The sequence below is a fragment of the Cardinium endosymbiont of Philonthus spinipes genome (genome assembly GCF_964030745.1).
In the GTDB taxonomy this organism is placed as follows: Bacteria; Bacteroidota; Bacteroidia; order Cytophagales; family Amoebophilaceae; genus Cardinium.
Genome location: NZ_OZ034918.1, coordinates 350,194 through 373,433, shown reverse-complemented (window position 1 = coordinate 373,433; position 23,240 = coordinate 350,194). Strand labels below are relative to the sequence as shown.

The window sequence follows — 23,240 nt, the reverse complement described above, 5'->3', positions numbered from 1 at the left end:
GTTACTAACTGACCAATCATCCAATGGTGGTTTCTGCTTATAGCTGCCGATATAAAATTTAGCGTATAGTAAAAACGCCTCATTCCTTTACCGGAATGCCACAATACCCCTAATATCTTAATTTGTATGCATTATACAAGAAAAATGCTAGATATAAAGCGGTTATATCTAAGCTGGTAATGCCATTATATGACTAGAAAATGGACTATAGCAATTGCTAATTAGAGCGAGGCTTCGGCATATTTTCAAAAATCTCCTGTTGCGGAATATAAGCGGCAGCATCCACACAGATCAACGATTTACTTCCATGTCATGCGCTTCTATTTCTTGAAAGTAGTCAACAGCATTAATGGTAAAATTTTTACGTGGCATCACCTTTCTCCACGGCACTTTATCAAGAAAAAAATAGCATACAAGTTTCTTGCTTAAAAGAAATCACTAATCCTTTACCATAGCCAGGTGTAATACCTTTTCACTATGTAATGCCAGCTCGTGGGCTATATTGACTAGTTGTAATTGCGTGGCTAATGGTAGATAAAATGTTTGAATGAGTTTTGATTTTTCTATCTGTTTTTCAATAGTATGTCCAGAAATGGTTCTTGCGTTATGTAGCACGTCTGCCAGCCTAACCAGCAGGGCATTATGATTTTTACTACGCATAATCTGTTTGATATAGGTGGCATAATCTTCTTTTTGGTGGGGTAATAATTTTTCTAAGCAGGCTGCAGTCAATACAATTTGTGTAATAGAAGCGCCAAATAGGGTTGTTAAGCCTGCTTCTGTAAAGGGTGTGTTTTGTATGATGTCATGGACTAATCCAGCAATAATCACACTAGAATCGTCCGTTATAGTCAGTAAAATAGAGGCTACTGCCATCGGGTGTAAATAAAATAATTCTCCTGTTTTTCTCCTTTGTGTGGTATAATACACTTTAATGAGTTGTAATGCATCCATCACTGCATCAAGATGGATGCCTTTTTTCTTTTTAACCCGCTCTAGAAAAGCTGTTTCTTCTTTCATATTGACTGGGTCTAATACCATCTTTTGTGTATAGACAACAGGCGAAAGCGTAGCAAATGCTTTAGTGATCTCTTTCACATTTACAGGTATTACATATAAATGAGTGATTTCTGCCTCAGAACAAAGCCGCTCATAGTAACCATAATGTGCATGTACAATATGTTGGTTCTCAGAATCTATTTTTTCTTTATTTTCATCTAAGATTTGAATGTCTGCCATTTCTGCTACTTTGTAGATCGGACGTATGGCAGGTGGCTGTATGGCAGTGGTGATGACAAAGCTGATTGCATTGATTTTTTGTAATTTTCCTTGTAAAAGTGTAAGGCGATAGCCTAATTGTGTATCATCTATATACATATAGATATCCTTTCTTTGGGTACTATGTAAAGATTCATGTGTGCTGCAGGAGTATAAACTGCTGATAATTAGATTTTTGATATTTTCTATAGCACACTGTATGTAGAGGTGTTTGGTATGGATCATTACATATGGTGTATCATATATATTGCTAATTTTTATGGAATCGAAACATTGAGCTAATAGTTGATCAATACTAATCCAATTGGTCACTAAATGAAGATTGTGTTTTAGGTGTTGAAAAATGCTGTTAAAATATTTTTTTAGCCTAATGGCTTGATCTGCATAAGCAAAGAATGCTTCTTTCGACTGTTCTAATCGAATCAACTGATGATTCAGTTGAGATATGATATAGCTACTTTCGTAAGCCAGTGCTTCTACTTGTTGTTTATTAAAAAATTGCCTTCCATTTTGCTCTTCTTGTTCGTTGGTTAACGCTTGTATGATAGCTAAACGTTTGTTTAAGGCTCGATTGTAGTATAGCAGGCCACCAACGAAAACGAATAACATCAATATTGCATAGATGATATTTAGGTTTAGATCTAAGAAGCAGGTTATCAATGTGTTATTGCAATCCATATAGTGGAGGATGACCCAGACTACTCCTGCGCTCAATACACATCCCAGTAATAGCACGATCAATGGGCTAATAAATATAGATAAGCAGAGGTTGAATATCAAAATGATGTCATGTAAATGAGCAAATTTGCTCAGCATAGCCATACCAGTACCTATCAAAAAAAGAAAATAAATATGGCTTAAAGGCCATATTATTGCAGCAACTTTACGAACATATGGTGGGGGTGAAATAGAAGTGTAGGTTAAGAAAAATGTGGCAACAAAGAGGCTGGGGAAAAGGATAAGTGCCTCTAATCTAGTATCCCATATCAGGTTGCTGGAAAAGGTATACAAAGCACCATAACCTGTTAGGAGTATATAAAAGCTAAAAAGTATGTAAGGTAAACTGTCCTTAGGTAATTGTAGATAGTTCCAAAGATTAAAGTGCTTTATGCAAATATATCTACACCACCGCCTCCATAATGATGGTGGCGTAACCATTGGTTCTTCTGTTAATCCATTGGTTATGTCGGGTGGATTTGTTTTTTGCTTGCTTTGCAAAAGTTGCATACCCATCATAGTCAGTAGGTTCATCATAATGGCTGGGAGTAAACTATGCACACCTTCATGAGGTACAAAATAGAATCGAGCCATACCAGTTATGCCACCTGCTAGCATACCCATTAAAACGGCGTATGGATGCAAGGAAATACCAATTAAAGCAAGTAGTAATGGTAGACTTACAACGGATTTAAATAAAACAATGGCCTTCCACATCATTTGTCCTTGAGTGTATTGTACAAGAAGTAATGCCATTATCCCTACTATAATCTGACAGATAATGGGCTTTTTAGTCCCTTTAAACAGGTTTGGCAGATCATTGGTCATTAAACCCGTGGCGGCATGCAAGTTTGCGCCTGCTGTAGAGATGGTTAAAGCAGCAACACCTACCATAAAGAGCCCTTTTAACCCTGTGTAACCACCAGCAAGAGCAATGGCCGATAGCATCCATTTATCAGAATGGTGTTGTGCCAACAACGCAACCCATAGCAAAAGTAAGTTGATGCTTAATGAGAAAAAACCAGCTCCATTCAAGGAGCGTTTTATTTGGGTGGCATTTTGGGCCATTAAAATAGGTGTTACCTGAGCAGGGTAGAAAGCAGGTATGGCAAAAGCGACAAAATAAGCCATACAGCCCAGTGGCGTACCATGGCTATGGATCAAGTTATGCCAGGAGCGCTTAACGGCTAGTGCAAGGTTGATTGGATCAGCATTATATTGCGCTACCATACCTTTCCATAAAGCCCAAGCGATGGTGGGCAACAATAGACCAAAAGCAGCACAACGCACCACACTGGCCAGTGCTAACGATTGGATAGTATTAGATCCAATACTACAAACTATCAAGCACATGGATATAAGCAGACTATAGTCTGCTGGCATAGCAAAGCACCAGCATAGCGCCATTCCCAACAGTTTGCACTGTATGGCAGCTATGGCAACACTATAACATATACCACATATGGCTACAATTTTTTGAATAGAGTTGCCATAGAGTTGCCCCATTATTTCTGCGACTGAACGATTATTTAAAAAAAGATGCAAGCGATGTGCCAGCAGCGTACCTATTATAAAATAGCTCATCGCACTGCCTGTCAAGCTTAGTAAGCCACCTATATGGAACGGATAACACAACACTTCTCCACCATAGGTTATGGCTAAGATGGCCGTTATAATATGAGCGGTAGCAAAGCGAGTAGTTTGGATAGTAGCATGCATAGTGGAACGGATGCCAACAAGCAGGCTAATCAATAAGAAAAGAATAAAAATAAGACTGTCCATATGCATTGCCGGTCCTGTCAATATTGCTGAAAAATGTGTTTGCATAAGGATTTACCCCACAGTCACCCGTCCAATTTTCCATATAAGAAACAGCAGGACTTCAATTATTAGAACCATGCGAAACAGCAATAGGTGCTATGCAAAAAACCACTAAACTAGTTCTTTATTTAGCAAAGCGCTAAAATGTTGCAACGATTTAATAACAGTCTTATTTAAAATAGGATAGTGGATTTCTTCCTTTTTTCCAGTATACACATATCCTATTAAAAAGACAAATTTAGAATGGGTGGTAGCTAAAGTATCTTCTAGTATATTTTTATTGGTACGGTAGGTTTCTCTCAGCAAGCGCTTCACTTTATTACGCTGTACAGCAGAACGGAGGTGCCGTTTAGAGGCAGTAAAAAGAACTTGATTGCATAAAAACAGTTCTTTGCTTTTTTGTAGGTAAAAGACAGTGCAGGGGTATAACTTAACAACGCTGCCCTCCTGAAAAAGCATTTTTATATACTTCCGGTTGGTTAGTCTATGACACTTGGGCAGGTTGTTTTGTCCCATATCCAGTCGCAAAAGACAATATTAGGTTTTTTGAAAAGCATGGGTGCGCTTCAAAAAAGCCTATTAGCGCTTGTGCCTAGGTTCATCAGAAACGGTTAATTTGACCCTTCCTTTGGCACGCCTTCTGGCCAATACTGCACGGCCATTAGCAGTGGACATACGTTCTCTGAAACCATGTTTATTGCTTCTTTTTCTAAGTGATGGTTGAAATGTTCTTTTCATAGTATGAATAATCTTAATAGATAAACAAAACTTTTGCTTTTATATTTCTTTCTGCTAGGGGCTCTGTTGCACTAGCCCCCTGGAGCACACTCCAATACGGAGTAATCTCTTACAGATTTGCTTTGGCAAGGTATGTAAATCTATGGTAGAATCCAAATGATGCCACGTATCGTTTTAGAAAAGAACGCTTATAGTTGTAAACTTCTTTACAAGAAAGCATTGTTTAGTATTTTGTGGTGCGAATAAATAGTATTAAATTGGCATGTACCTATATTGTTTAGGGATTTAACAACACATTGGGGTTGACTGGAATTGACGGGAAGGTTAAATCCAATGTAAGCATGCGAGGTGTTGTAAGTATTACCTCTCATATAAAACTTACATAGTAGATAAACGGCAACTTAGCTGTAATCAACAATTCCCGCTGGAGCGTTACCTTTGCTTCTCAAACTCGAAGAAAAAATGAAAACGAGGATGAAGAAGGAGAAGAAGGTGCAATGCTTCTAGCTGCTTAATCGATAGATTAAGGGGAATTTGTCCCGCTGGTTTTTGTTCTATGGGGTCAGCATAAGGGGCATCGATGCATAGGGCTAGTGCCATCAGGGGCGTGATGGTGGCATAAATTATAAGCGCGCATAAGCGTAACATCAGGTGTGTTGCTGACCTTGGTTGTGCCGACAATAAACAGTGACTAAGCATGTAGAAAGCGTTGTGGTTTTCTTGTTCGGACGAGGGTTCGATTCCCTCCAGCTCCACATTTGTGACAAAAGGGCGTTGCCTGTAAAAAGGTATCTGTTCAGGCAATGGTGTGGGTTTAAGGAATTTGTCTTATTTTTTTTGCTCAGCACTGTGGTTGAAAACGCATTTTTTCTAGTTTTTTAAGAAACTTCATTACACGCCTGTGTCTGGGCCCCATATCTCCTTCGATAAAAAGTCTGGCCCGATAGTAAATAGCTGAATCGATATCTTTTTCAGCGGGAAAATCGTGAACTCAGCCCGCAAGCGGGCTTCACACAGACGATTTTCTAATCCGCTGAAAAAGATATCGCTCAGGTGTTCGTGTTTTACTAGAGCGCCATTTTTTATCGAAGGAGACGCAGGGCTGACAATAATAAGAAAGGCTATTGTGGCTGCATTCCTTTATCGGTGGCCATAAGTACTGCGTATACCAATACTCCGTGTAAAAAATACTGTTCTATTTAATAGTCAATAATATTTATCTCTTAAGTCCGCGCCATTGTCTGTTCAGGCAATGGTGTGAGTATGCTGAATAATTAGTTAAATTACCAACTGGTCTATTTGCTTTTTTTTAAAAAATTTCGTAGTTAATTTTCTGGCATTTATCTAATTTAAAGTTTAACTTAAAGATGTCTTTTTGAAAATAGGCATGCTAACAAAGTTGCTGTAATCTTACTTATTTGTATTTAACCTAATTAAACTCCTAATTAAACTCCTAATTAAACTCCTAATTAAACTAATTACTCAATATGGTGTCTCTATCATCCTTTAATATTAAAAAAGTTTCCATGTACCTTGCAGGGCTAATGCTTCTTTGCTTTTTGCATTTCAGCTGTCAGGTTTTATCTGCATCTGGTTTGTATCCAGATGGAAATAAAGATGCTCAGGGTGCATGTTCTTCAGGTGTCGATATCAGACCAACTACTACTGGTTGTGTAAGGGTTGGAGCTATAGCAATAGCTGGAGTCGATGAATCCGGACAGGATAGTGACATAAAGGTTATGGCAGAAAATAAATCCGTGTGTCAATTTGGACAAGATGCTGCTGCTTTTAATGTACAAGAGAGTAAAGCCATACTCGCTGTCGCAGATGGTGTTGGAGGGGCTTGGGGAGACTCAGCCACTTTATCTCGCGAACTAATCGGGCAGATTATCGAACCATCTAATCCTGAATCCACAGAAGAAGAGATTGATAGTGCTTGTAAGGAGATATGTCCAGATTGGTTAAAAAAATGCCTCGAAGCGGAGAAAGAAAGAAATGAGAAAGAACTCAAGGAAGGAAAGTTGACAGAAGACGAATATAAGCTAAGTCAAGAAAATAACAATGGTGAGCCATATGCATTGAATTGGGCTGCGACCACGTTTAATTTGGTAAAGATAGATTACCATGCAGGTAAGTGCGTAGTTGTCAATATAGGGGACTCTTCCATGATGCTCTTGCGCAAGGATAAAGATGGTTATGAGGATCCTTATAAATCTGAAGAAACAATGCATGGTGAGAATTGGCCTTGTGCAATATCAATGCGTGTTAATAAAAAAGAATATGAAGAATATAAAAAACGTAAAGCAGTAATGGGTAGTGGTCAAGCAGAATATCCTTGTGCCGAATATACAAAAGATCGTTGTGCTTCTCTGTCATTCGAAATACAACAAGAGGATATTGTTATTATGGGTACAGATGGTCTGTCTGATAACGTCAGTTCCAAAAAAATTCGTACAACTGTCTCTGACACCGTCGTCGGATGTGATCCTTCTAAAAAGTCTATACAAGAAATCGCAAGGGATATCGCGCGTGCTCTAACAGTAAAAGCATACGAAAATTCGAAAACCCCTAGAGGTAAGCCAGACGACATAACTGTGCTTGTTGCTATATTAAAGTGATTGATATTCCATTCAGTCAATGCTGTCAACTTAAGGAGCATGTTTTATTGATTATTAAATAGAGCGTATCTATTCACCATTGTGGCTAAAATTTACTTTTCGGCCTGTTTTAGGATAGTTATTTTACCGTAAACGCCTAATTTTGGTTAAAATTTTCGTGAAAAGCTAGAAAAAACGCATTTTCTGCCACAATGGTGAGTGGATATGAAAAAAGCAGGAAACAAATTTCTTTTATGTCCTTATATCCCATAGAACTTTTTTACCAATCTATTCAAAATGAGCAATATTTCAAAATTGGTTCATTTAAAAAACCAACTGGAACAGAGGGCGGTCTAGTAGCTTCATTTGTATACCCACTAGACCATACTGAGCTCATGAAGCTACCCGCACTTTTTGTAGAAATAGATCACGTAAAGGTACCCTATTGCATTGAGCATAGTATAACTACGGAAGCCAAAACGATTATACGATTAGCACTTATTCGATCCAAAACGGAGGCTTATGCCCTCCGTAACCTACCCCTATTTCTTCCCCTAGCCCTTAAGCCTAAATGGACAAAAGCTGCACTGCCTTATAGCCTGGTAGATGGTTTGGTTCAAGAGGTTGTGGTGGGTCCGCTTGGTATCATACAAGCTATATATTGCGTACGAGATCAGTATATGATGGCGGTAAACCATCATGGAAAAGAGTTATTGATTCCTTATGGTAAGCCATTCCTGGTAAACATAGATGAAGTAACACAGCAGGTTACCGTACAACTCCCAGAAGGCTATTTAGAGGCTATGTTGTAGTGCGCATGCGCTCACCAGGGGCGTTTTCTTGTTTTGGGATCGTATTGTTAAAAGGCTAAATGGATAGAATAATAAACTATTATATTGTGACCGCCGATAAGGGAATTTAGCGCTTCAGTCACCTGTAGTATTTGAAAAATCTGTTTTTCAGTGAATCAGAAAACCAGCTGCTCGCTTGAAGCCCGCGTAGCGGGCTGAGGTCTATAATTTCCCCGCTGGTAAGTAGGTTGTTTCATTAATGTTACTGCGCGCCAAATTTTTTATCGGTGGCCATAAGTGCTGCGTATACCAATACTCCATGTAAAAAATGCTGTTCCATTTAATAGTCAATAATATTTATCTCTTAAGCCCGCGCCATTGATCGAACGCATAAGCGGAGGGCACATGAACGATCTATAAACACAGCTGCCATAATAAAATAATATATTGCCCTTAAGTTAGCCTTATTTGTGGAACAGATACCAAATAGGAACCCTATTCATGAAACAAATCTATCCCGAATACAGCCTTCTATAGATGTTGTGTTTTTGAGTTGCAGATGTTTGGAGTTGTATGTATTTTTTTGTTCCTTTATGTAATAACATTAGCTTCATTTTCAATAAAATTCCTCTTATCCATTAGGCCTATAGGACTCATTAAGTTTTTCTCCTTATTAAGAGGCCAAGCAAAATAGACCAATATGGATAGACTGTGGGATATGTATTGAAACTAATGCTGATTAGTAGTGGTAATTAAACATAATAACGTATAAATTAAAACGGTAAATTCTATGAAAACGCATATACATAAGATAGGCCTATGTATCGGTCTATTAAGCTTTAATATCTTCTCTTCTTGCGTCAATACGAATCAAGAACTAGGTGGACATAGTATGAGGGAGAAAATGGGCTGGACCGGGGGTAACTGGAACAGATTTGAGCACCGACACCCGTACATCGCTAAGGGGGTAAAAGGGGTTGTAGGCCTTGGATTGGCTGGTATCACTATAGGGGGCATATATGGCATATATACGGTATTGCGAGGAAATGAACTTAATCCGGGTATGAATAATGATGGTAATATAACTACCATTGCACCGCTCATGTCAACCAGTGGGAATGAAAGTACTATACCATCAAACATAAATACCACTACAAATCCTCAATACCTAGACCAGCTCGAGTCTAATGTTACTAATGCGATAGACGAGGGCAATAGGAAATGGGGCAATAGTACTAGGTAGTACTACAGAAGCACCATAATGGGAACAGCAGCACCCATTATGGTGCTTTATATTTAATGGTATTGACATCAATACCATTAAATATAAACTGGCGCAGCCAGCTCTGTGCTGATGTTTTTCTTTGTTCATTATTTTTTATATCTTTGGATCACGCGCATCCTGGATGGGGTGGGGTTTTAAAGTCGATCTCTTGATTCGGCTTGTATTTTTATTTAAATTTGCCCTCTCGCTGTATATCCTTCCTGGTTTTTTTTGCTAGTTTTGGAGCGATTGAGTGGGTACCATTAATGTTAAGCCATGATTGGAATCATAGGAAAAAAAATTGGGATGACCAGTATTTATGATAGTAAAGGTCAAAAGAAAGCATGTACCGTTATTCAAGGAGGTCCTTGTGTGGTGACGCAGCTTAAAACAAGGTCTACAGATGGGTATCAGGCTATTCAGTTGTCTTATGACGATAAAAAAGAAAAAAATACGACCAAATCCCTTATAGGCCACTTTGCCAAGGCTGCTACCACGCCCAAGCACAAGCAAGCTGAGTTTAGATGCGAAGATGAAGCGCTCTTGCAACAGATAACATTGGGTCAGGTGATTCGTATAGAAGATGTTTTTGCAGAAGGTGAGTTTATAGATGTGGTGGGCACATCCAAGGGTAAAGGCTTTCAAGGTGTGGTAAAGCGACATGGTTTTAGTGGGGTGGGTGGACGTTCTCATGGTCAACACAATCGAGAAAGAGCGCCTGGTTCTGTTGGTGCGGCTTCTTTTCCATCTCGCGTATTCAAGGGAATGCGTATGGCGGGAAGAACAGGTGGTGATAGGGTTAAGGTGGCAAACCTGCAGGTAATCAAAGTGTTGCCAGAAAAAGATTTGATCGTACTCCATGGAGCAGTCCCTGGCGCGAATAATGGTTATGTAATTTTGGAGAAGTAAAATGAACCTATCAGTATTAAAATATACAGGGGAGGAGGCAGGCCGTTCTGTCGTATTGCCAGAGGAGGTTTTTGGTATTGAGCCAAACGACCATGCCATTTATCTGGATGTAAGGTCTATTCTGGCAGGTAAACGGCAAGGGACCCATCAGTCAAAGGAGCGTGGCGCAGTAAGCGGTTCCAGAAGAAAAATTAAAAGACAAAAAGGTACAGGTACCGCTAGAGCGGGTGATACCAAATCCCCTTTATTCAGAGGAGGTGGTCGTATTTTTGGTCCAAGACCAAGGGATTATAGTTTTAAATTGAATCGTAAGGTAAAAAGGTTGGCTAGAAAATCTGCATTTACCTATAAAGCTAAGACCAGTCATATCTCCATTTTAGAGTCCTTTTCTTTTGAGACGCCTAAAACAAAAAACTACTTAGGTATGTTGCAAAATTTGTCTTTTCTTGATAAGAAGACATTGTTGATCTTGCCTAGCGTAGATAAAAACATTCTGCTATCCAGTAGGAATATAAAGCAAACAAAAGTACTTTGTGTAGATCATGTCAATACCTATGACCTGTTGCAGGCAAAACAGTTGTTGATCATGGAGAGTGCTATAGGGTCTATAGTAGAAAAATTGACACAATAACAGATGAGTATCTTAAAAAAACCCTTAGTAACCGAAAAAGTATCGGCACTGAATAAGCATGGTGTATATGGTCTAATTGTAGATGACCGTGCAGGTAAGCACCAGATACGAAAAGAAATTGAACGTTTTTATGGCGTTACAGTGGATAAAATTAATACCATGCGTTATGCTGGTAAATCCATAACGCGGCATACCAAATCCTGCGTTATGAAAGGAAAAAGAGCTTCTTACAAGAAAGTACTTGTAACCCTTAAGAAGGGAGATGTTATAGAGTTTTATAATAGTTTCTAACCTTTTGCATGAGACTGCTCTCGAAACCGGCTTATGTTGAGGAATTTATAGGAGACACGGAGCGCAAAACCGGAGCGTACTAGATGTACGTGAGGATTTGAGCACCGGGGCGACGTGTAAATTACCAGCAGAAGCCGGTTTCGAAAAAATATATTGAATTTTGTAGCTGTTAGTTGATCTAGTTATGCCATTAAAGAAACTTAATCCAACCACTCCTGGTCAGCGTTTTAGAATAGCGCCAGATTTTTCTACCGTTATTACGGCGCGTAAACCGGAGAAGTCACTCTTAGTGAAGACCAAACGTACGGGAGGTCGCAATAATCGGGGTAGAATTACCGTTCCCCATAGAGGAGGGGGGCATAAGCGGCGGGCTCGTCTTATTGATTTCAAGAGAAGGAAATTGGACATCCCTGCATTTGTACACTCGATTGAGTATGATCCCATGCGTACAGCATATATTGCCCTATTGCATTATGTAGATGGGGAAAAAAGTTATATTATAGCGCCAGAGGGGCTTAAGGTTGGGGCTAAGGTGGTAGCAGGCTCAAATGCCTCAATAGATCCAGGTAACGCTATGGAAATGAAGGATATCCCATTGGGAACCATTATTCATAATATTGAATTGGCGCCTGGACGTGGGGCTGCGTTGGCCAGAAGTGCTGGGTCATATGCGCAATTGCTTTCTAAAAGTGGCGGGTATGTGACCATTAAGTTGCCTTCTGGAGAAAGGAGGTTGGTATTGGCCCATTGTATGGCTACTATTGGATCTGTTTCCAATAGCGACCATGATAATGTTACCATTGCTAAGGCAGGCAGAAGCCGTTGGTTGGGTAAAAGGCCACGTGTTCGGGCTGTTGTAATGAACCCTGTTGATCACCCAATGGGTGGTGGAGAAGGAAAAGCCTCTGGAGGCCATCCTAGATCTGCCAAAGGGTTGTATACAAAAGGTAAAAAGACCCGAAACCGCAATAAATATTCTGCTAGACTGATCATTAGTAAAAAGAAAAAGTAATGGGTAGATCTATAAAAAAGGGACCCTATGTGGCCCACCATCTACAACATAAGATAGATATGCTCAATGAATCTGGTAAAAAAACGGTAATCAAAACCTGGTCGAGACGGTCAACCATTACGCCAGATTTTGTCGGCCATACTCTTGCCGTGCACAATGGTCATAAATTTATTCCCGTTTTTATTACAGAATCAATGGTAAGCCATAAGGTCGGTGAGTTTGCCTTATCAAAAAATTTTAAAGGCCATACGTCTAAAAAAAGATAAATTTGAACCATGGAGGCAACCGCAAAGTTAAGAAAACTACCTATATCTGCCCGTAAGGTTGGGCTATTGGCAGCCCTTATTAGGGGTAAAAGTGTAGTGAAGGCATTGGCGATTTTACAGAGCAAACCGCAGCAGGCTGCTGTGCAACTCAGAAAGCTCTTGCTTTCTGCTATTTCAAATTGGCAAAATAATTATGGGGCTGATTTGGAAGAGGCTCCAATTTTTATAAAAAGCATTACCGTGGATAGGGCAGGTATGCTCAAAAGAATTATGCCCGCACCAAGGGGTGTAGCACATAGGATTAGAAAAAGATCTAGCCATGTTGTGATTGTGGTAGATAGTGGAGCATATTTTGCTGATGTGCCCCACCAGGTCGCTACAGATACCATAACCTAACCATACTATAGACGAAATAATACTACAATGGGTCAAAAAGTTAATCCCGTCGGTTTTAGAGTTGGCTTTATTCGAAAGCCAGATTCTAGTTGGTTTGCATCAAAAACTTCCTATGCAGAAAAGTTAATGGAAGATGAAAAAATACGTACCTATCTAGATGCTCGAATGGCTAAAGCTAGCGTTGCTAGAATTCTTATAGAACGTGCGGGTAAAAAAATTACTGTTACCATTCGAACTGCCCGTCCAGGTATTGTGATTGGAAAGTCAGGTGCGGAAGTCGATAAGGTAAAAGAAGAGCTTAAAAAGCTTACTAAAAAAGAGGTTGAGCTCAATGTTGTCGAGGTTAAAAGGCCAGACTTGGAAGCCAAACTGGTTGCTTTGCAAATTGCCCAACAGATTAGAGGTCGCATGCCTTATAAGCGGGTGGTGAAGCAGTGTATAGCTGCAGTGATTCGTTCAGGTGCGCAAGGCGTTAAGATTAAAGTTTCCGGCAGGTTAGATGGTGCAGAAATGGCCAGGTCAGATGAATTCAAAGAGGGCTCTGTTCCGCTGCATACGCTTCGTAATGATATAGATTATACAGCTGTAGAAGCCCACACCATTTATGGTAGAATAGGTATTAAAGTCTGGATTTCTAGAGGTGATGTAGCCATCAATCAGCCGAACCGTTCAGCAGGTAAACCAAGTAGGGCAGGCGAGAAAGCCATTCTCTCTTCCAGAGAGCGGAAATAGTTAGATGTCCATTTTTGTATCAGTATTAACATCACTAAAATGTTACAACCAAAAAGAGTACGTTACAGAAAAACGCAGAAAGGGAGAATAAAGGGCTTATCCATGAAGGGAAATTCATTAGAATTTGGTACCTTTGGGCTGAAGGCCTTAGAACCTTCCTATATTACGGCGCGGCAAATTGAAGCCATGCGTATTGCCATTACAAGAGAAATGAAACGGCAAGGGCAAGTTTGGAATAGAATTTTTCCAGATAAATCCTTAACCAAGAAACCGGCTGAAGTAAGGATGGGTAAGGGTAAAGGGGCTCCAGATTGTTTTGTAGCGGTTGTAAAGCCTGGTAGAATTCTCTTTGAGCTAGATGGTGTTCCTAGGGAGGTAGCCGAGCGCGCCATGCGTTTGGCCATCCATAAGTTGCCCATTAAGGCCAATTTCGTAGTGCGCAGAGACTATCACCCAACTGCATAATAAGTTTTTAAAACGAAATGAAGTATAAAGACATTCAGTTACTTTCTTCTAAAGAGTGCAACGATAAGTTAAAGGAAGAGTTGGATTATTTAGTAAAGCTAAGGTTTGCCCATTCGGTTTCTCCCATTGAGAATCCTATGAAAATTAGGCAAACCAGGAAATGCATTGCAAGACTAAAAACAGCTCAGAATAATTGCCCTGCGCAACCATTAGAATTGTAATCACCATGCTGAGAAATAGAAGAAAAGAAAAGGTAGGAAGGGTCACCAGTAACAAAGCCCATAAGACCATAACCGTTGTAATAGATACCAAGGCCATACACCCTGTATATGGTAAGTTTGTCAAAACGGTCACCAAGTTTATGGCACATGACGAAGAAAATAGTTGTAGCATTGGTGATCTGGTTAAGATTATGGAAACACGTCCTTTAAGTAAAAAGAAGCGCTGGAGGCTGGTTGAAATCGTAGAAAGAGCTAAATAAAGATGATACAACAGGAATCAATACTAAAAGTAGCCGATAATAGTGGTGCAAAAACAGCCCTCTGTATTCGCGTGTTGGGTGGAACGCGTAGGCGATATGCCCATGTAGGTGATAAAATTGTAGTAACGGTAAAGACAGCCAATCCTTCTAGTGCCCTTAAAAAAGGAACTATATCTAAAGCTGTGGTTGTTCGTACTCGAAAAGAAGTAAGGCGCAAAGATGGTTCTTACATTCGCTTTGAAGACAATGCTATTGTCTTAATCGAAAATAACAATGAGCCTAAAGGAACCGGTGTTTTTGGGCCCGTTGCCAGGGAGGTTCGAGATAAGAAGTTTATGAAAATAGCCTCTTTAGCTGATGAAGTACTATAGACCATGAAGAAGACAATAAAAAAGCATCTCAAGATCCACATTCGAACAGGGGATCGCGTAAAAATTTTAGCAGGAAAGCATAGAAATGAAGAGGGAACTATTTTAAAGGTGTTTCCCAAAACGTATCGTGCGGTTGTCGAGGGTATGAACATAGTAGCCAGGCATATAAAGCCCTCTGCGCAACATCCTAAGGGAGCCATCCATAAAGAACCAGCTCCCATCCATATCAGCAATCTCATGTTAATTGATCCAGTCAGTGGGGCACCTACTCGTGTGGGCAGAAAACACAACGAAGTTGGTACACTCCAGCGGTATGCTAAAAAAACAGGAAATTTTATACAAAATGTTTAAGCCTAGATTACAAGAAAAGTATTTTGCAGAAGTTATTCCCGCTCTTAAAAATTTATTTGGGTATACCTCTCCTATGCAAGTCCCTAAATTGGAAAAAATCTGTATCAATCAAGGATTAGGTGATGGGGTATCCAATAAAAAGCTCATTCAGCTTGGAATAGAAGAATTGACGGCTATTACTGGTCAGTGTGCTGTGCCTACCCGTGCCAAAAAATCAGTTTCTAACTTTAAACTTAGAGTAGGTATGCCTATTGGTGTAAAAGTTACCTTGCGCGGAAGGCTTATGTATGAGTTCTTGGATCGGTTTATCTCTATTGCATTGCCCAGGATTAGAAATTTCTGGGGGTTGCGTACCACTGGATTTGATGGAAAAGGCAACTACAATGTTGGGATTCAAGAACAAATCATATTCCCAGAAATTAGCATTGATAAAGTGATCAAGATCAATGGTATGAATATAACTTTTGTAACAACTGCTGGGAACAATGAGGCTGCATTTCAACTCTTGAAAGCTTTAGGAATGCCCTTTAATGTGGAGCAAGATTAATTTAAAAGGTTATGGCAAAAGAATCAGTCAAAGCAAGAGATAGGAAAAGAAGGTGTTTAGTGGCAAAATATGCTGCTAAAAGGGCTGCATTAAAGGAGCAAGGTAACTATATGGCGCTTGATAAGCTGCCTAAAAATGCCTCTCCTGTTAGATTGCGCAACAGATGCAATATAACAGGTAGAGCACGTGGATATATCAGAAAATTTGGTGTCTCCAGGCTGGTCTTTAGAAAATGGGCTTTAGAGGGGAAGTTGCCAGGTATAGAGAAAGCAAGTTGGTAGCCACTTAACTTAAAATAGACTTCTGTTGAAACGCGCTTATGCTGAGAAATTTGTAGGAGATACGGAGCGCAAAACCGCAGCGTACTAGATGTACGTGAGGATTTAAGCACCGGATCGACGAGCAAATTACCAGCAGAAGTTAGCATTTCAAAAGAAGTATACCTGTTTTTATGATTTCGTTAATATTATAATTACTATGACTACAGATCCAATCGCTGATTATCTTACTAGGATCAGAAATGCTATTCATGCCAAGCATAGCGTTGTAGAAATTCCTGCTTCAAAAACCAAGACGAAGCTTACAGAGGTATTGCAAGAAAAAGGATATATTCGAGGATATAAAGTGGTCTCTAGGCCCAGTAGCGTTCAGCCCATTATTAAAATTGCACTCAAGTATGATGCTTTTACCAAGCAATCTGCTATTGTAAAGCTGAAGCGTGTTAGCAAGCCAGGCTTGCGTAAGTATTCCACTGTTGCTGCTATGCCTAGTGTTATCAATGGATTGGGTATAGCCATACTATCTACCTCCAAGGGGATTATGACGGATAAAGAAGCCCGAAAAGCCCATGTTGGTGGCGAAGTACTTTGCTATGTTTACTAAAATCAGGAAAAATGTCAAGAATAGGAAAGCAGCCCATTAATGTGCCACCGGGCGTTGTTGTATCGGCCATAGATGGAGGGATTATACAAGTTAAAGGCGCTAAGGGTGTGTTGCAGCAGCGCGTTGACCCAACTATTATGGTAGAAATTTCCCAAGGATTGGTGCAGGTAGTACCAGTTGATCCTAAGAAATCCAAGGCCTTTTATGGCCTTTATAGGGCTTTGATTCATAATATGGTCGTAGGCGTTAGTACTGGATTTAAGTGCACGTTAGAGTTGGTTGGCGTTGGTTACAAAGCCAATGTGCAAGGCAAATTACTAGAATTAAGTTTAGGGTATTCTCATGATATTGTTCTGGTTTTGCCAGAAGAAGTTACGGTTACCACTGAGCTACCTAAAGGAAAGAGTCCATTGGTTCATTTGGAGTCTATGGATAAGCAGTTGTTGGGTCAAGTAGCTGCTAAGATTCGTTCTTTGAGAAAAGTTGAACCTTACAAGGGTAAGGGTGTTAGATTCTTGGGTGAGCAGATTCGACGTAAAGTTGGTAAGTCTACTAAGAAGTAACGTTTCAAAAGAAGTCTAAATATAAATTGAACTATTTAGTATCCAGTAGAAAAGATGAAAGTAAAGGATAAAAAGGTAGAAAGGAGGCTCAAGGTTAGAAAAAGAATTAGAAAGCGCTTGCATGGAACGCTCGAACAGCCACGTCTCTCTCTTTTTAAGAGCAATACCTCCATGTATGCACAGCTTATTAATGATGATAAAGGCGAAACACTGCTTTCTTCCTCTTTATATAAGTTAAAGATTGGTAAAAATAATGTTGCTGGAGCAATGGAGTTGGGAAAATCCATTGCAGAGCAGGCACTAGCTAAGGGCATTACAACCATTGTATTTGACCGTTCTGGGTATATTTACCATGGAAAGGTCAAAGCATTGGCGGAAGGTGCTCGGGCAAAAGGTCTTAAATTTTAGTCAAAATGATAATAGGTGGTAAAAAACTCAAGGCCAGTGAATATAATCTTGAAGAAAGGGTAGTGGCCATTAAACGTGTTACCAAGGTAGTGGAAGGTGGCCGCAGGTTTAGTTCTTCTGCGGTGGTAGTAGTAGGCAATGGTGATGGTGTAGTAGGTTATGGACTGGGTAAGGCAAAAGAGTTAACAGATGCCATTGCCAAGGGAGTGGAAGAAGCCAAGCGCAATCTTATTAAAGTTCCTATTTTACGTGGTACCATTCCGCACGGTGCTGTTGGAAAATATGGTGGAGGCAATGTTTTGATTCAGCCGGCAGCCTCTGGTACTGGTGTGATTGCTGGTGGTGGTGTACGTATTGTATTAGAAAGTGTAGGCATTAAAAACGTTTTGTCTAAATCTCAGGGTTCCTCTAATCCACACAATGTGGTCAAGGCTACTTTCAACGCATTACTGCAACTGCGTGATCCTTTGACCATTGCTAAGCAGCGTGGCATCTCTTTAGATAAAGTCTTTAATGGATAAGGTTGTTATGGAAAGAATTCAAGTTACTCAGGTGCGTAGTTTAATCAAACGTCCTAAATCCCAAAAAGCTACCATTAAAGCGCTTGGATTGGGGCGCATCAATAAGCGTGTGGTGGTTGAAGCAACTCCTCAAGTATTGGGTATGGTGGCAAAAGTCAACCATTTAGTGGTTACAGAAAAGATATAATTTTTTATGGAGTTACATACACTTAAACCAGCAATTGGTGCTTTAAAGCATAAAAAACGGGTCGGTAGAGGGCAAGGTTCTGGTAAAGGCGGCACAGCTACCCGTGGCCATAATGGTGCACAGTCTAGATCTGGCTATAAAAGAAAAATTGGCTTTGAAGGAGGGCAGCAGCCACTACAAAGGCGTATTCCTATGTATGGATTTAAATGTCCTAGTCGCATTGAGTTTACTCCTTTGAATCTTTCTACTTTGCAAGCATTAGCCCAGAAGTATAAGGTTTCTTGTATTGATCACTTGTTCTTGAGGAAATATAACGTTATCGGCAAGTATGAAAAATATAAAATATTGGGAGATGGCAGATTAACCCTTAAGCTTTCTGTAGCTGCCCATCGTTGTTCAGCTACTGCTTTACAAGCCATTCAAGATCTTGGAGGAGCAGTTACTATATTGCCTATATATGAATAAGCTATTTAAGGTTATTAAGGATATTTTTTTGATAAAAGAGCTTCGGGTTCGTATAAGGAATACGCTGCTCTTTTTGACATTTTTCCGTATAGGTAGTATTATTGTCTTGCCGGGCATAGATGTCTCGCAAATTTCTGGTAATGCAAAGCGTGTATTTGGTTTACTTGATAGTTTCTTGGGCGGTTCGTTGAGTCAAGTCTCTGTTTTTTCAGTGGGCGTTACCCCTTACATTTCTGCCTCTATCATCATGCAGCTTTTGTCCATTGCTTGGCCAAAAATTCAAAAAATACAACGCGAAGGTGAAATGGGTAAGCGTAAAATTGCACAAATTTCTCGCGTGCTTACTATTTTTATTGCTATTTTTCAGTCCTTTCAGTATTTATTCATTGCTACAGGCAGCGGGAACGTTTCCATAAGCCGCACTTTTTTTATTTTTATTTCCATTGTAATTCTGACCGCAGGCGCTCTATTTTGTATGTGGTTGGGGGAAAAAATTACAGATAAAGGCATTGGTAATGGCGTGACCATGTTAATGATGGTGGGTATTGTATCCTCTTTTCCTGCCGCGCTATATCAGGAGGCTGTTCATCGTGGCAGCAGGTCTCTGTTTTTATTTGTGTTAGAGTTATTTGTATTGTTTTTAATTGTGCTTACCCTAGTTGCTTTTACCCAAGCCACGCGTAGGGTACCTATTCAGTATGCAAAGCAACTCAGTACCAGTACCATATATGGAGGGCAGCGTCAATATATACCTTTTAAACTCAATAGTGCAGGTGTAATGCCCATTATATTTGCCAACCTTTTGATTGTGGCTATTTCGTTTTTGTTAGGCCTTTGGAAGGATAAGTTTGTCTGGCTGGCCCATATCAGCGGCATGTTACAAGATATTACCAGTTGGCTATTTAACCTTTTGTTTGCCTTTTTGATTATTGTATTTACATTTTTTTATACTGCCATTACAGTAAATCCTGTTCAAATAGCAGAAGATATGAAGCGTGCGGGCAGTTTTATTCCTGGTGTTACCTCTGGCAATGCAACCGCTCGTTTTTTAGATGGCGTTTTGGATAGGATCACCCTTCCAGGTGCGATTTTCTTGGCTATTATTGCTATTTTGCCTGCTTTTTCCGCTATGGCTGGTTTAAGTTTACCTTTTTCTAGATTCTACGGAGGCACTTCTTTGTTAATTATGGTCAGCTCCATGTTAGAAACCCTTCAACAAATTGAAAGTTATTTGCTGATGCGTCGATATGAAGTAATTATTAACAAAGGAGCTAGCATGAAGTGATTTTTTGAGTGAAGTTGTAAATGCTACTGGAATAAATTTAGTATATTAGCCCCGGGCGGGCCGTTGCTTGTGGTACGGGGTGGTTGTGGTCGTTACAGCAGGATGCAAGTAGCATGATCATCAAAATAAGATAAAGTAGAGATTAGAATAAGATAATATGGCTAAGATACCTCCTATTGAGCAAGGTGGAATAGTACAAGAGGCATTACCAAATGCGGTATTCAAGGTTGCGCTTAAAAATGGCCACATTGTTAGGGCCCATATTTCTGGGAAGATGCGTAAAAACTATATTAGGATTCTTCCTGGTGATTCCGTTAGAATGGAATTGACTCCTTATGATTTAACGCAAGCCAGGATAGTGCACAGATACAAAACAACCGAATAGTTACGCTAATTATGAAAGTTAAAACATCTGTTAAAAAAAGAAGCGCTGATTGCAAGATTGTACGTCGCAAAGGTGTATTGTATGTGATCAACAAGAAGCAGCCGAAATTTAAACAAAGACAAGGGTAGAATATGGCTAGGGTATTAGGTGTAGACATTCCAGATAACAAGCGCGGAGAAATTGCGCTTACCTATATATATGGAATTGGCAGAAGTTCTGCAAACAAAATTCTTGAAACGGTTCAAATAGATAAAGATCGGCGGGTATCTACCTGGACCGATGATGAATTAAAAGCCATTAGAACAGCCATTCGCGGGGTATATAAAATAGAGGGGGATTTAAAATCAGAAATTCGATTGAATATTAAGCGATTGGTTGAAATTAAATGTTATAGAGGGTATAGGCATCAAATGGGCTTGCCTGTTCGTGGTCAGCGCACCAAAACCAATGCTAGAACACGTAAGGGCAAACCTAAAACCATTGCTAATAAAAAGAAAGCTACCAAATAGATAGGCCATTTCGGCTAGCTAGTATGCTTTTTTGCTTTCTTTTCTATTTTAAAGAAAGTCTATAGAAAATTACTATGAAAAATACAGGAAAAAATAAAGTTAAAAAAAGGGTTGTAAAGGTTGGTAAAGAGGGGCAGGCGCATATTCAAGCTACTTTTAATAACCTGATTATTTCGATTACAAACGAAGCGGGTCAAGTGATTGCTTGGTCATCTTCCGGTAAGATGGGCTTTAAGGGATCTAAGAAAAACACGCCATATGCTGCTCAAATGGCATCAGCTGATTGTGCAAAAGCTGCCCATGAGTTGGGTTTGCGGCGGGTGAATGTGTTTGTAAAGGGGCCAGGAATTGGGCGAGAATCAGCCATTCGTACCCTTCAAGAGCATTCTTTAGAAGTAATGTCTATTAGAGATGTTACCCCATTGCCGCACAATGGTTGTAGGCCACCTAAGCGTAGGCGCCCATAAATTTACTTATTTATATTAGAAGAAAATAGCGTATGGCAAGATATCGTGGTCCAAAAGCAAAGGTTGCAAGAAGATACAATAGTTCGATATTTGGTTCGTCTGTTAATAAAGTGTTGCAAAGAAAAAACTATCCGCCGGGGCAGCATGGTAAAAGGCGTAAAAGACGTTCTCAGTTTGGGCTTCAATTGGTAGAGCAGCAAAAAGCAAAATATACCTATGGTTTATTACAGCGTCAGTTTAAGAACCTTTGTGAAAAAGCTGCTAAAAGCAAAGGCATTACAGGTGAAGTAATCCTTCAGCGGTTAGAGGCCCGTTTAGACAACACAGTTTACAGGTTGGGTATTGCTACTACCCGTGGGGAGGCAAGGCAGATGGTATCCCATGGTCATATTACAGTTAATGCTGGAATAGTTGATATTCCTTCCTATACTTTAAAGCCTGGAGAAACAATAGGTATTGCAAAGAAAGCAGAAAAAATGGCTTTGATTGTTCAAAATGTAGCCAATAATCCATCCAATAAGTATAGTTGGTTGGAGTGGGATGCAACATTGATGGTAGGCAAGTTTCTTGCTTTTCCACAGCGTTCTGAAATACCAGAAGAAATTAACGAGCGAAGTATTGTGGAGCTCCATTCTAAATAGTGCTTCTAATAGTTTTCTTTTTAAATAAAATCAAATCAAAGGTTCTATATGTCATCATTAGCATTTCAAATGCCCGAGAAGATATTTGTGGAGAAGGTTGATCCCCAACATGGCATTTTTAGTTTTCGTCCCCTTGAAAAGGGGTATGGTACCACGATTGGCAATACACTTAGGCGGGTATTGTTATCGTCTTTAGAAGGCCACGCTATTGTTGCCATTAAAATTCCTGGGGTCCGCCATGCGTTTTCTACTATTGAAGGTGTACAGGAGGATTTGGTAGAGATTATTTTAAATCTCAAACAGGTTCGTTTAAAGAAAATTGCAGAAGGCGGTGAATCGATCATTTCGGTTCACGTGAATAAACCTGAATTCCGTGCAGGTGATATTGCGCAAGCTACGCCTTTTTTCGAAGTGTTAAATCCAGATCTACTCATTTGTAGGCTCGATGCATCTGCCAGTTTTGATATAGAATTCCATATAATGAAGCATAGGGGGTATCTCTCAGCTGAGGAGAATAAGCCTAAAGGATCATCCTTAGATTTTATTGCTATTGATGCCATCTTTTCCCCTATTGTAAGTGTACAATACCGTGTGGAGAACATGCGTGTTGGGCAGCGTACAGATTATGAGCAATTGACCTTTGAAGTAAAAACCGATGGTTCCATTACGCCAGAGGAGAGCATTCGGCAAGCTGCTAAGTTAATGATTCAACACCTTAACCTATTATCGGGCCAGGAAATTGCGCTTCAATCACCAGAGGATGAGGTCGTTCAGATGCTAGATGAAGAAACGGTAGCCATGCAAAGGAGTCTCAAGACCCACATTAGTGAATTAAAGTGTTCTTCGCGTGTATTGAATTGTCTGAAATCAGCAGGCATCGAGACTTTAGAAGACCTTGTAACGGTGAAAGACTTTGATAACATGAAGTTTAGAAACTTTGGTCGTAAGTCACGTGATGAGATCGATCAACTTTTAGAAGAAAAGAATTTGAAAATTGGTATGGATCTTTCTAAATATAGGTTAGATGGGTAGATTTTGTTAGCAAATTAGCCCCCATTGAGATCCAAACAAGTTGATTGTATGATCACCTTTAAGGGTAAACTTTCTGATCGCAACTTTTTACAAGGCGCGTTTTTTTTCGTAATGTGGCTATACCGTTCAACAGTATAGCCACACAGTAGATTTTAAGTAAAAGTCGTATTTAGTACAAACGAAATGAGGCATAGAAATAAAATTAATCGGCTAGGTAGGCCTGCAGCTCATAGGAAA

Annotated in this window: 33 protein-coding genes and 1 other RNA gene; 31 read left to right on the top strand and 3 right to left on the bottom strand. The window is 39.8% G+C overall.

Annotated features, from left to right (window positions below; translation table 11 throughout):
• Window positions 1-438: 438 nt before the first annotated feature.
• The 3 genes from AAHM81_RS01595 to rpmH form a co-directional block, all read right to left on the bottom strand.
• Complete coding sequence (locus tag AAHM81_RS01595) at window positions 439-3,822, bottom strand: HD domain-containing protein (RefSeq protein ID WP_342265614.1); 3,384 nt, start codon at window positions 3,820-3,822, stop codon at window positions 439-441.
• 105 nt (window positions 3,823-3,927) lie between these two features.
• Window positions 3,928-4,332, bottom strand: a complete 405-nt coding sequence (locus AAHM81_RS01590; RefSeq protein WP_342265613.1) for a ribonuclease P protein component — start codon at window positions 4,330-4,332, stop codon at window positions 3,928-3,930.
• A gap of 63 nt (window positions 4,333-4,395) precedes the next feature.
• Window positions 4,396-4,554: a 50S ribosomal protein L34 gene (gene rpmH / locus AAHM81_RS01585; protein ID WP_342265612.1), complete on the bottom strand. Its 159-nt coding sequence runs from the start codon at window positions 4,552-4,554 to the stop codon at window positions 4,396-4,398.
• A gap of 298 nt (window positions 4,555-4,852) precedes the next feature.
• On the opposite strand from rpmH, the gene ssrA reads away from it, so the two are divergent.
• From ssrA to AAHM81_RS01430, 31 genes are all read left to right on the top strand, one after another.
• Window positions 4,853-5,312, top strand: a transfer-messenger RNA (tmRNA) gene (gene ssrA, locus AAHM81_RS01580).
• A 729-nt stretch (window positions 5,313-6,041) separates the two neighbouring features.
• On the top strand, window positions 6,042-7,172 hold the full coding sequence (locus tag AAHM81_RS01575) for a protein phosphatase 2C domain-containing protein (protein ID WP_342265611.1): 1,131 nt from the start codon (window positions 6,042-6,044) through the stop codon (window positions 7,170-7,172).
• A 233-nt stretch (window positions 7,173-7,405) separates the two neighbouring features.
• Window positions 7,406-7,963, top strand: coding sequence for a hypothetical protein (locus AAHM81_RS01570; RefSeq protein ID WP_342265610.1), 558 nt, complete (start codon window positions 7,406-7,408; stop codon window positions 7,961-7,963).
• A gap of 769 nt (window positions 7,964-8,732) precedes the next feature.
• A complete protein-coding gene (locus AAHM81_RS01565; protein ID WP_342265609.1) occupies window positions 8,733-9,185 on the top strand; it encodes a hypothetical protein in 453 nt (150 codons plus the stop codon).
• Between the two features lie 297 nt (window positions 9,186-9,482).
• Complete coding sequence (rplC, locus tag AAHM81_RS01560; protein WP_342265608.1) at window positions 9,483-10,115, top strand: 50S ribosomal protein L3; 633 nt, start codon at window positions 9,483-9,485, stop codon at window positions 10,113-10,115.
• Between the two features lies 1 nt (window position 10,116).
• Window positions 10,117-10,746, top strand: coding sequence for a 50S ribosomal protein L4 (gene rplD, locus AAHM81_RS01555; RefSeq protein WP_342265607.1), 630 nt, complete (start codon window positions 10,117-10,119; stop codon window positions 10,744-10,746).
• A 3-nt stretch (window positions 10,747-10,749) separates the two neighbouring features.
• The gene (gene rplW / locus AAHM81_RS01550) at window positions 10,750-11,037 is read left to right on the top strand and encodes a 50S ribosomal protein L23 (protein ID WP_342265606.1); all 288 of its coding nucleotides are present in this window, start codon (window positions 10,750-10,752) and stop codon (window positions 11,035-11,037) included.
• Window positions 11,038-11,221: 184 nt separating this feature from the next.
• Window positions 11,222-12,049 (top strand): 50S ribosomal protein L2, encoded by an 828-nt coding sequence (rplB, locus tag AAHM81_RS01545; protein ID WP_342265605.1) that lies wholly within the window; start codon window positions 11,222-11,224, stop codon window positions 12,047-12,049.
• A complete protein-coding gene (gene rpsS / locus AAHM81_RS01540; RefSeq protein ID WP_342265604.1) occupies window positions 12,049-12,315 on the top strand; it encodes a 30S ribosomal protein S19 in 267 nt (88 codons plus the stop codon). Before rplB ends, rpsS begins: the two co-directional genes overlap by 1 nt.
• Window positions 12,316-12,324: 9 nt before the next feature.
• Complete coding sequence (gene rplV / locus AAHM81_RS01535) at window positions 12,325-12,711, top strand: 50S ribosomal protein L22 (RefSeq protein ID WP_342265603.1); 387 nt, start codon at window positions 12,325-12,327, stop codon at window positions 12,709-12,711.
• A gap of 27 nt (window positions 12,712-12,738) precedes the next feature.
• Window positions 12,739-13,443 carry a 30S ribosomal protein S3 gene (gene rpsC, locus AAHM81_RS01530; protein WP_342265602.1) on the top strand — a complete coding sequence of 235 codons (705 nt, stop codon included), beginning with the start codon at window positions 12,739-12,741 and terminating at the stop codon, window positions 13,441-13,443.
• Window positions 13,444-13,482: 39 nt separating this feature from the next.
• The gene (rplP, locus tag AAHM81_RS01525) at window positions 13,483-13,908 is read left to right on the top strand and encodes a 50S ribosomal protein L16 (protein ID WP_342265601.1); all 426 of its coding nucleotides are present in this window, start codon (window positions 13,483-13,485) and stop codon (window positions 13,906-13,908) included.
• 17 nt (window positions 13,909-13,925) lie between these two features.
• A complete protein-coding gene (rpmC, locus tag AAHM81_RS01520) occupies window positions 13,926-14,129 on the top strand; it encodes a 50S ribosomal protein L29 (RefSeq protein ID WP_342265600.1) in 204 nt (67 codons plus the stop codon).
• A gap of 5 nt (window positions 14,130-14,134) precedes the next feature.
• Window positions 14,135-14,389, top strand: a complete 255-nt coding sequence (gene rpsQ, locus AAHM81_RS01515) for a 30S ribosomal protein S17 (protein WP_342265599.1) — start codon at window positions 14,135-14,137, stop codon at window positions 14,387-14,389.
• Between the two features lie 2 nt (window positions 14,390-14,391).
• Window positions 14,392-14,760, top strand: coding sequence for a 50S ribosomal protein L14 (gene rplN, locus AAHM81_RS01510; RefSeq protein ID WP_342265598.1), 369 nt, complete (start codon window positions 14,392-14,394; stop codon window positions 14,758-14,760).
• A gap of 3 nt (window positions 14,761-14,763) precedes the next feature.
• A complete protein-coding gene (gene rplX, locus AAHM81_RS01505) occupies window positions 14,764-15,111 on the top strand; it encodes a 50S ribosomal protein L24 (protein WP_342265597.1) in 348 nt (115 codons plus the stop codon).
• Window positions 15,104-15,658 (top strand): 50S ribosomal protein L5, encoded by a 555-nt coding sequence (rplE, locus tag AAHM81_RS01500; RefSeq protein WP_342265596.1) that lies wholly within the window; start codon window positions 15,104-15,106, stop codon window positions 15,656-15,658. Before rplX ends, rplE begins: the two co-directional genes overlap by 8 nt.
• Before the next feature lie 11 nt (window positions 15,659-15,669).
• Window positions 15,670-15,939 (top strand): 30S ribosomal protein S14, encoded by a 270-nt coding sequence (gene rpsN / locus AAHM81_RS01495; protein ID WP_342265595.1) that lies wholly within the window; start codon window positions 15,670-15,672, stop codon window positions 15,937-15,939.
• A gap of 196 nt (window positions 15,940-16,135) precedes the next feature.
• The gene (gene rpsH, locus AAHM81_RS01490; protein ID WP_342265594.1) at window positions 16,136-16,540 is read left to right on the top strand and encodes a 30S ribosomal protein S8; all 405 of its coding nucleotides are present in this window, start codon (window positions 16,136-16,138) and stop codon (window positions 16,538-16,540) included.
• An 11-nt stretch (window positions 16,541-16,551) separates the two neighbouring features.
• On the top strand, window positions 16,552-17,103 hold the full coding sequence (gene rplF, locus AAHM81_RS01485) for a 50S ribosomal protein L6 (protein WP_342265593.1): 552 nt from the start codon (window positions 16,552-16,554) through the stop codon (window positions 17,101-17,103).
• 54 nt (window positions 17,104-17,157) lie between these two features.
• A complete protein-coding gene (gene rplR, locus AAHM81_RS01480) occupies window positions 17,158-17,511 on the top strand; it encodes a 50S ribosomal protein L18 (protein WP_342265592.1) in 354 nt (117 codons plus the stop codon).
• Between the two features lie 5 nt (window positions 17,512-17,516).
• Complete coding sequence (rpsE, locus tag AAHM81_RS01475; RefSeq protein ID WP_342265591.1) at window positions 17,517-18,032, top strand: 30S ribosomal protein S5; 516 nt, start codon at window positions 17,517-17,519, stop codon at window positions 18,030-18,032.
• Window positions 18,033-18,039: 7 nt separating this feature from the next.
• Window positions 18,040-18,219 carry a 50S ribosomal protein L30 gene (gene rpmD, locus AAHM81_RS01470; RefSeq protein ID WP_342265590.1) on the top strand — a complete coding sequence of 60 codons (180 nt, stop codon included), beginning with the start codon at window positions 18,040-18,042 and terminating at the stop codon, window positions 18,217-18,219.
• Between the two features lie 6 nt (window positions 18,220-18,225).
• Window positions 18,226-18,684, top strand: a complete 459-nt coding sequence (gene rplO, locus AAHM81_RS01465) for a 50S ribosomal protein L15 (protein ID WP_342265589.1) — start codon at window positions 18,226-18,228, stop codon at window positions 18,682-18,684.
• Window positions 18,677-19,969 carry a preprotein translocase subunit SecY gene (gene secY / locus AAHM81_RS01460; protein WP_342265588.1) on the top strand — a complete coding sequence of 431 codons (1,293 nt, stop codon included), beginning with the start codon at window positions 18,677-18,679 and terminating at the stop codon, window positions 19,967-19,969. Before rplO ends, secY begins: the two co-directional genes overlap by 8 nt.
• A gap of 157 nt (window positions 19,970-20,126) precedes the next feature.
• A complete protein-coding gene (gene infA, locus AAHM81_RS01455) occupies window positions 20,127-20,354 on the top strand; it encodes a translation initiation factor IF-1 (protein WP_114910315.1) in 228 nt (75 codons plus the stop codon).
• An 11-nt stretch (window positions 20,355-20,365) separates the two neighbouring features.
• Window positions 20,366-20,482 carry a 50S ribosomal protein L36 gene (rpmJ, locus tag AAHM81_RS01450; protein ID WP_342265587.1) on the top strand — a complete coding sequence of 39 codons (117 nt, stop codon included), beginning with the start codon at window positions 20,366-20,368 and terminating at the stop codon, window positions 20,480-20,482.
• A 3-nt stretch (window positions 20,483-20,485) separates the two neighbouring features.
• The gene (gene rpsM / locus AAHM81_RS01445; RefSeq protein WP_342265586.1) at window positions 20,486-20,863 is read left to right on the top strand and encodes a 30S ribosomal protein S13; all 378 of its coding nucleotides are present in this window, start codon (window positions 20,486-20,488) and stop codon (window positions 20,861-20,863) included.
• Window positions 20,864-20,937: 74 nt separating this feature from the next.
• Entirely contained in the window at window positions 20,938-21,330 is a 393-nt protein-coding gene (gene rpsK, locus AAHM81_RS01440) for a 30S ribosomal protein S11 (RefSeq protein WP_342265585.1), read from the top strand.
• Between the two features lie 32 nt (window positions 21,331-21,362).
• Window positions 21,363-21,971: a 30S ribosomal protein S4 gene (gene rpsD, locus AAHM81_RS01435; RefSeq protein ID WP_342265584.1), complete on the top strand. Its 609-nt coding sequence runs from the start codon at window positions 21,363-21,365 to the stop codon at window positions 21,969-21,971.
• Window positions 21,972-22,019: 48 nt separating this feature from the next.
• Window positions 22,020-23,003, top strand: coding sequence for a DNA-directed RNA polymerase subunit alpha (locus AAHM81_RS01430; protein WP_342265583.1), 984 nt, complete (start codon window positions 22,020-22,022; stop codon window positions 23,001-23,003).
• Window positions 23,004-23,240 lie beyond the last annotated feature (237 nt).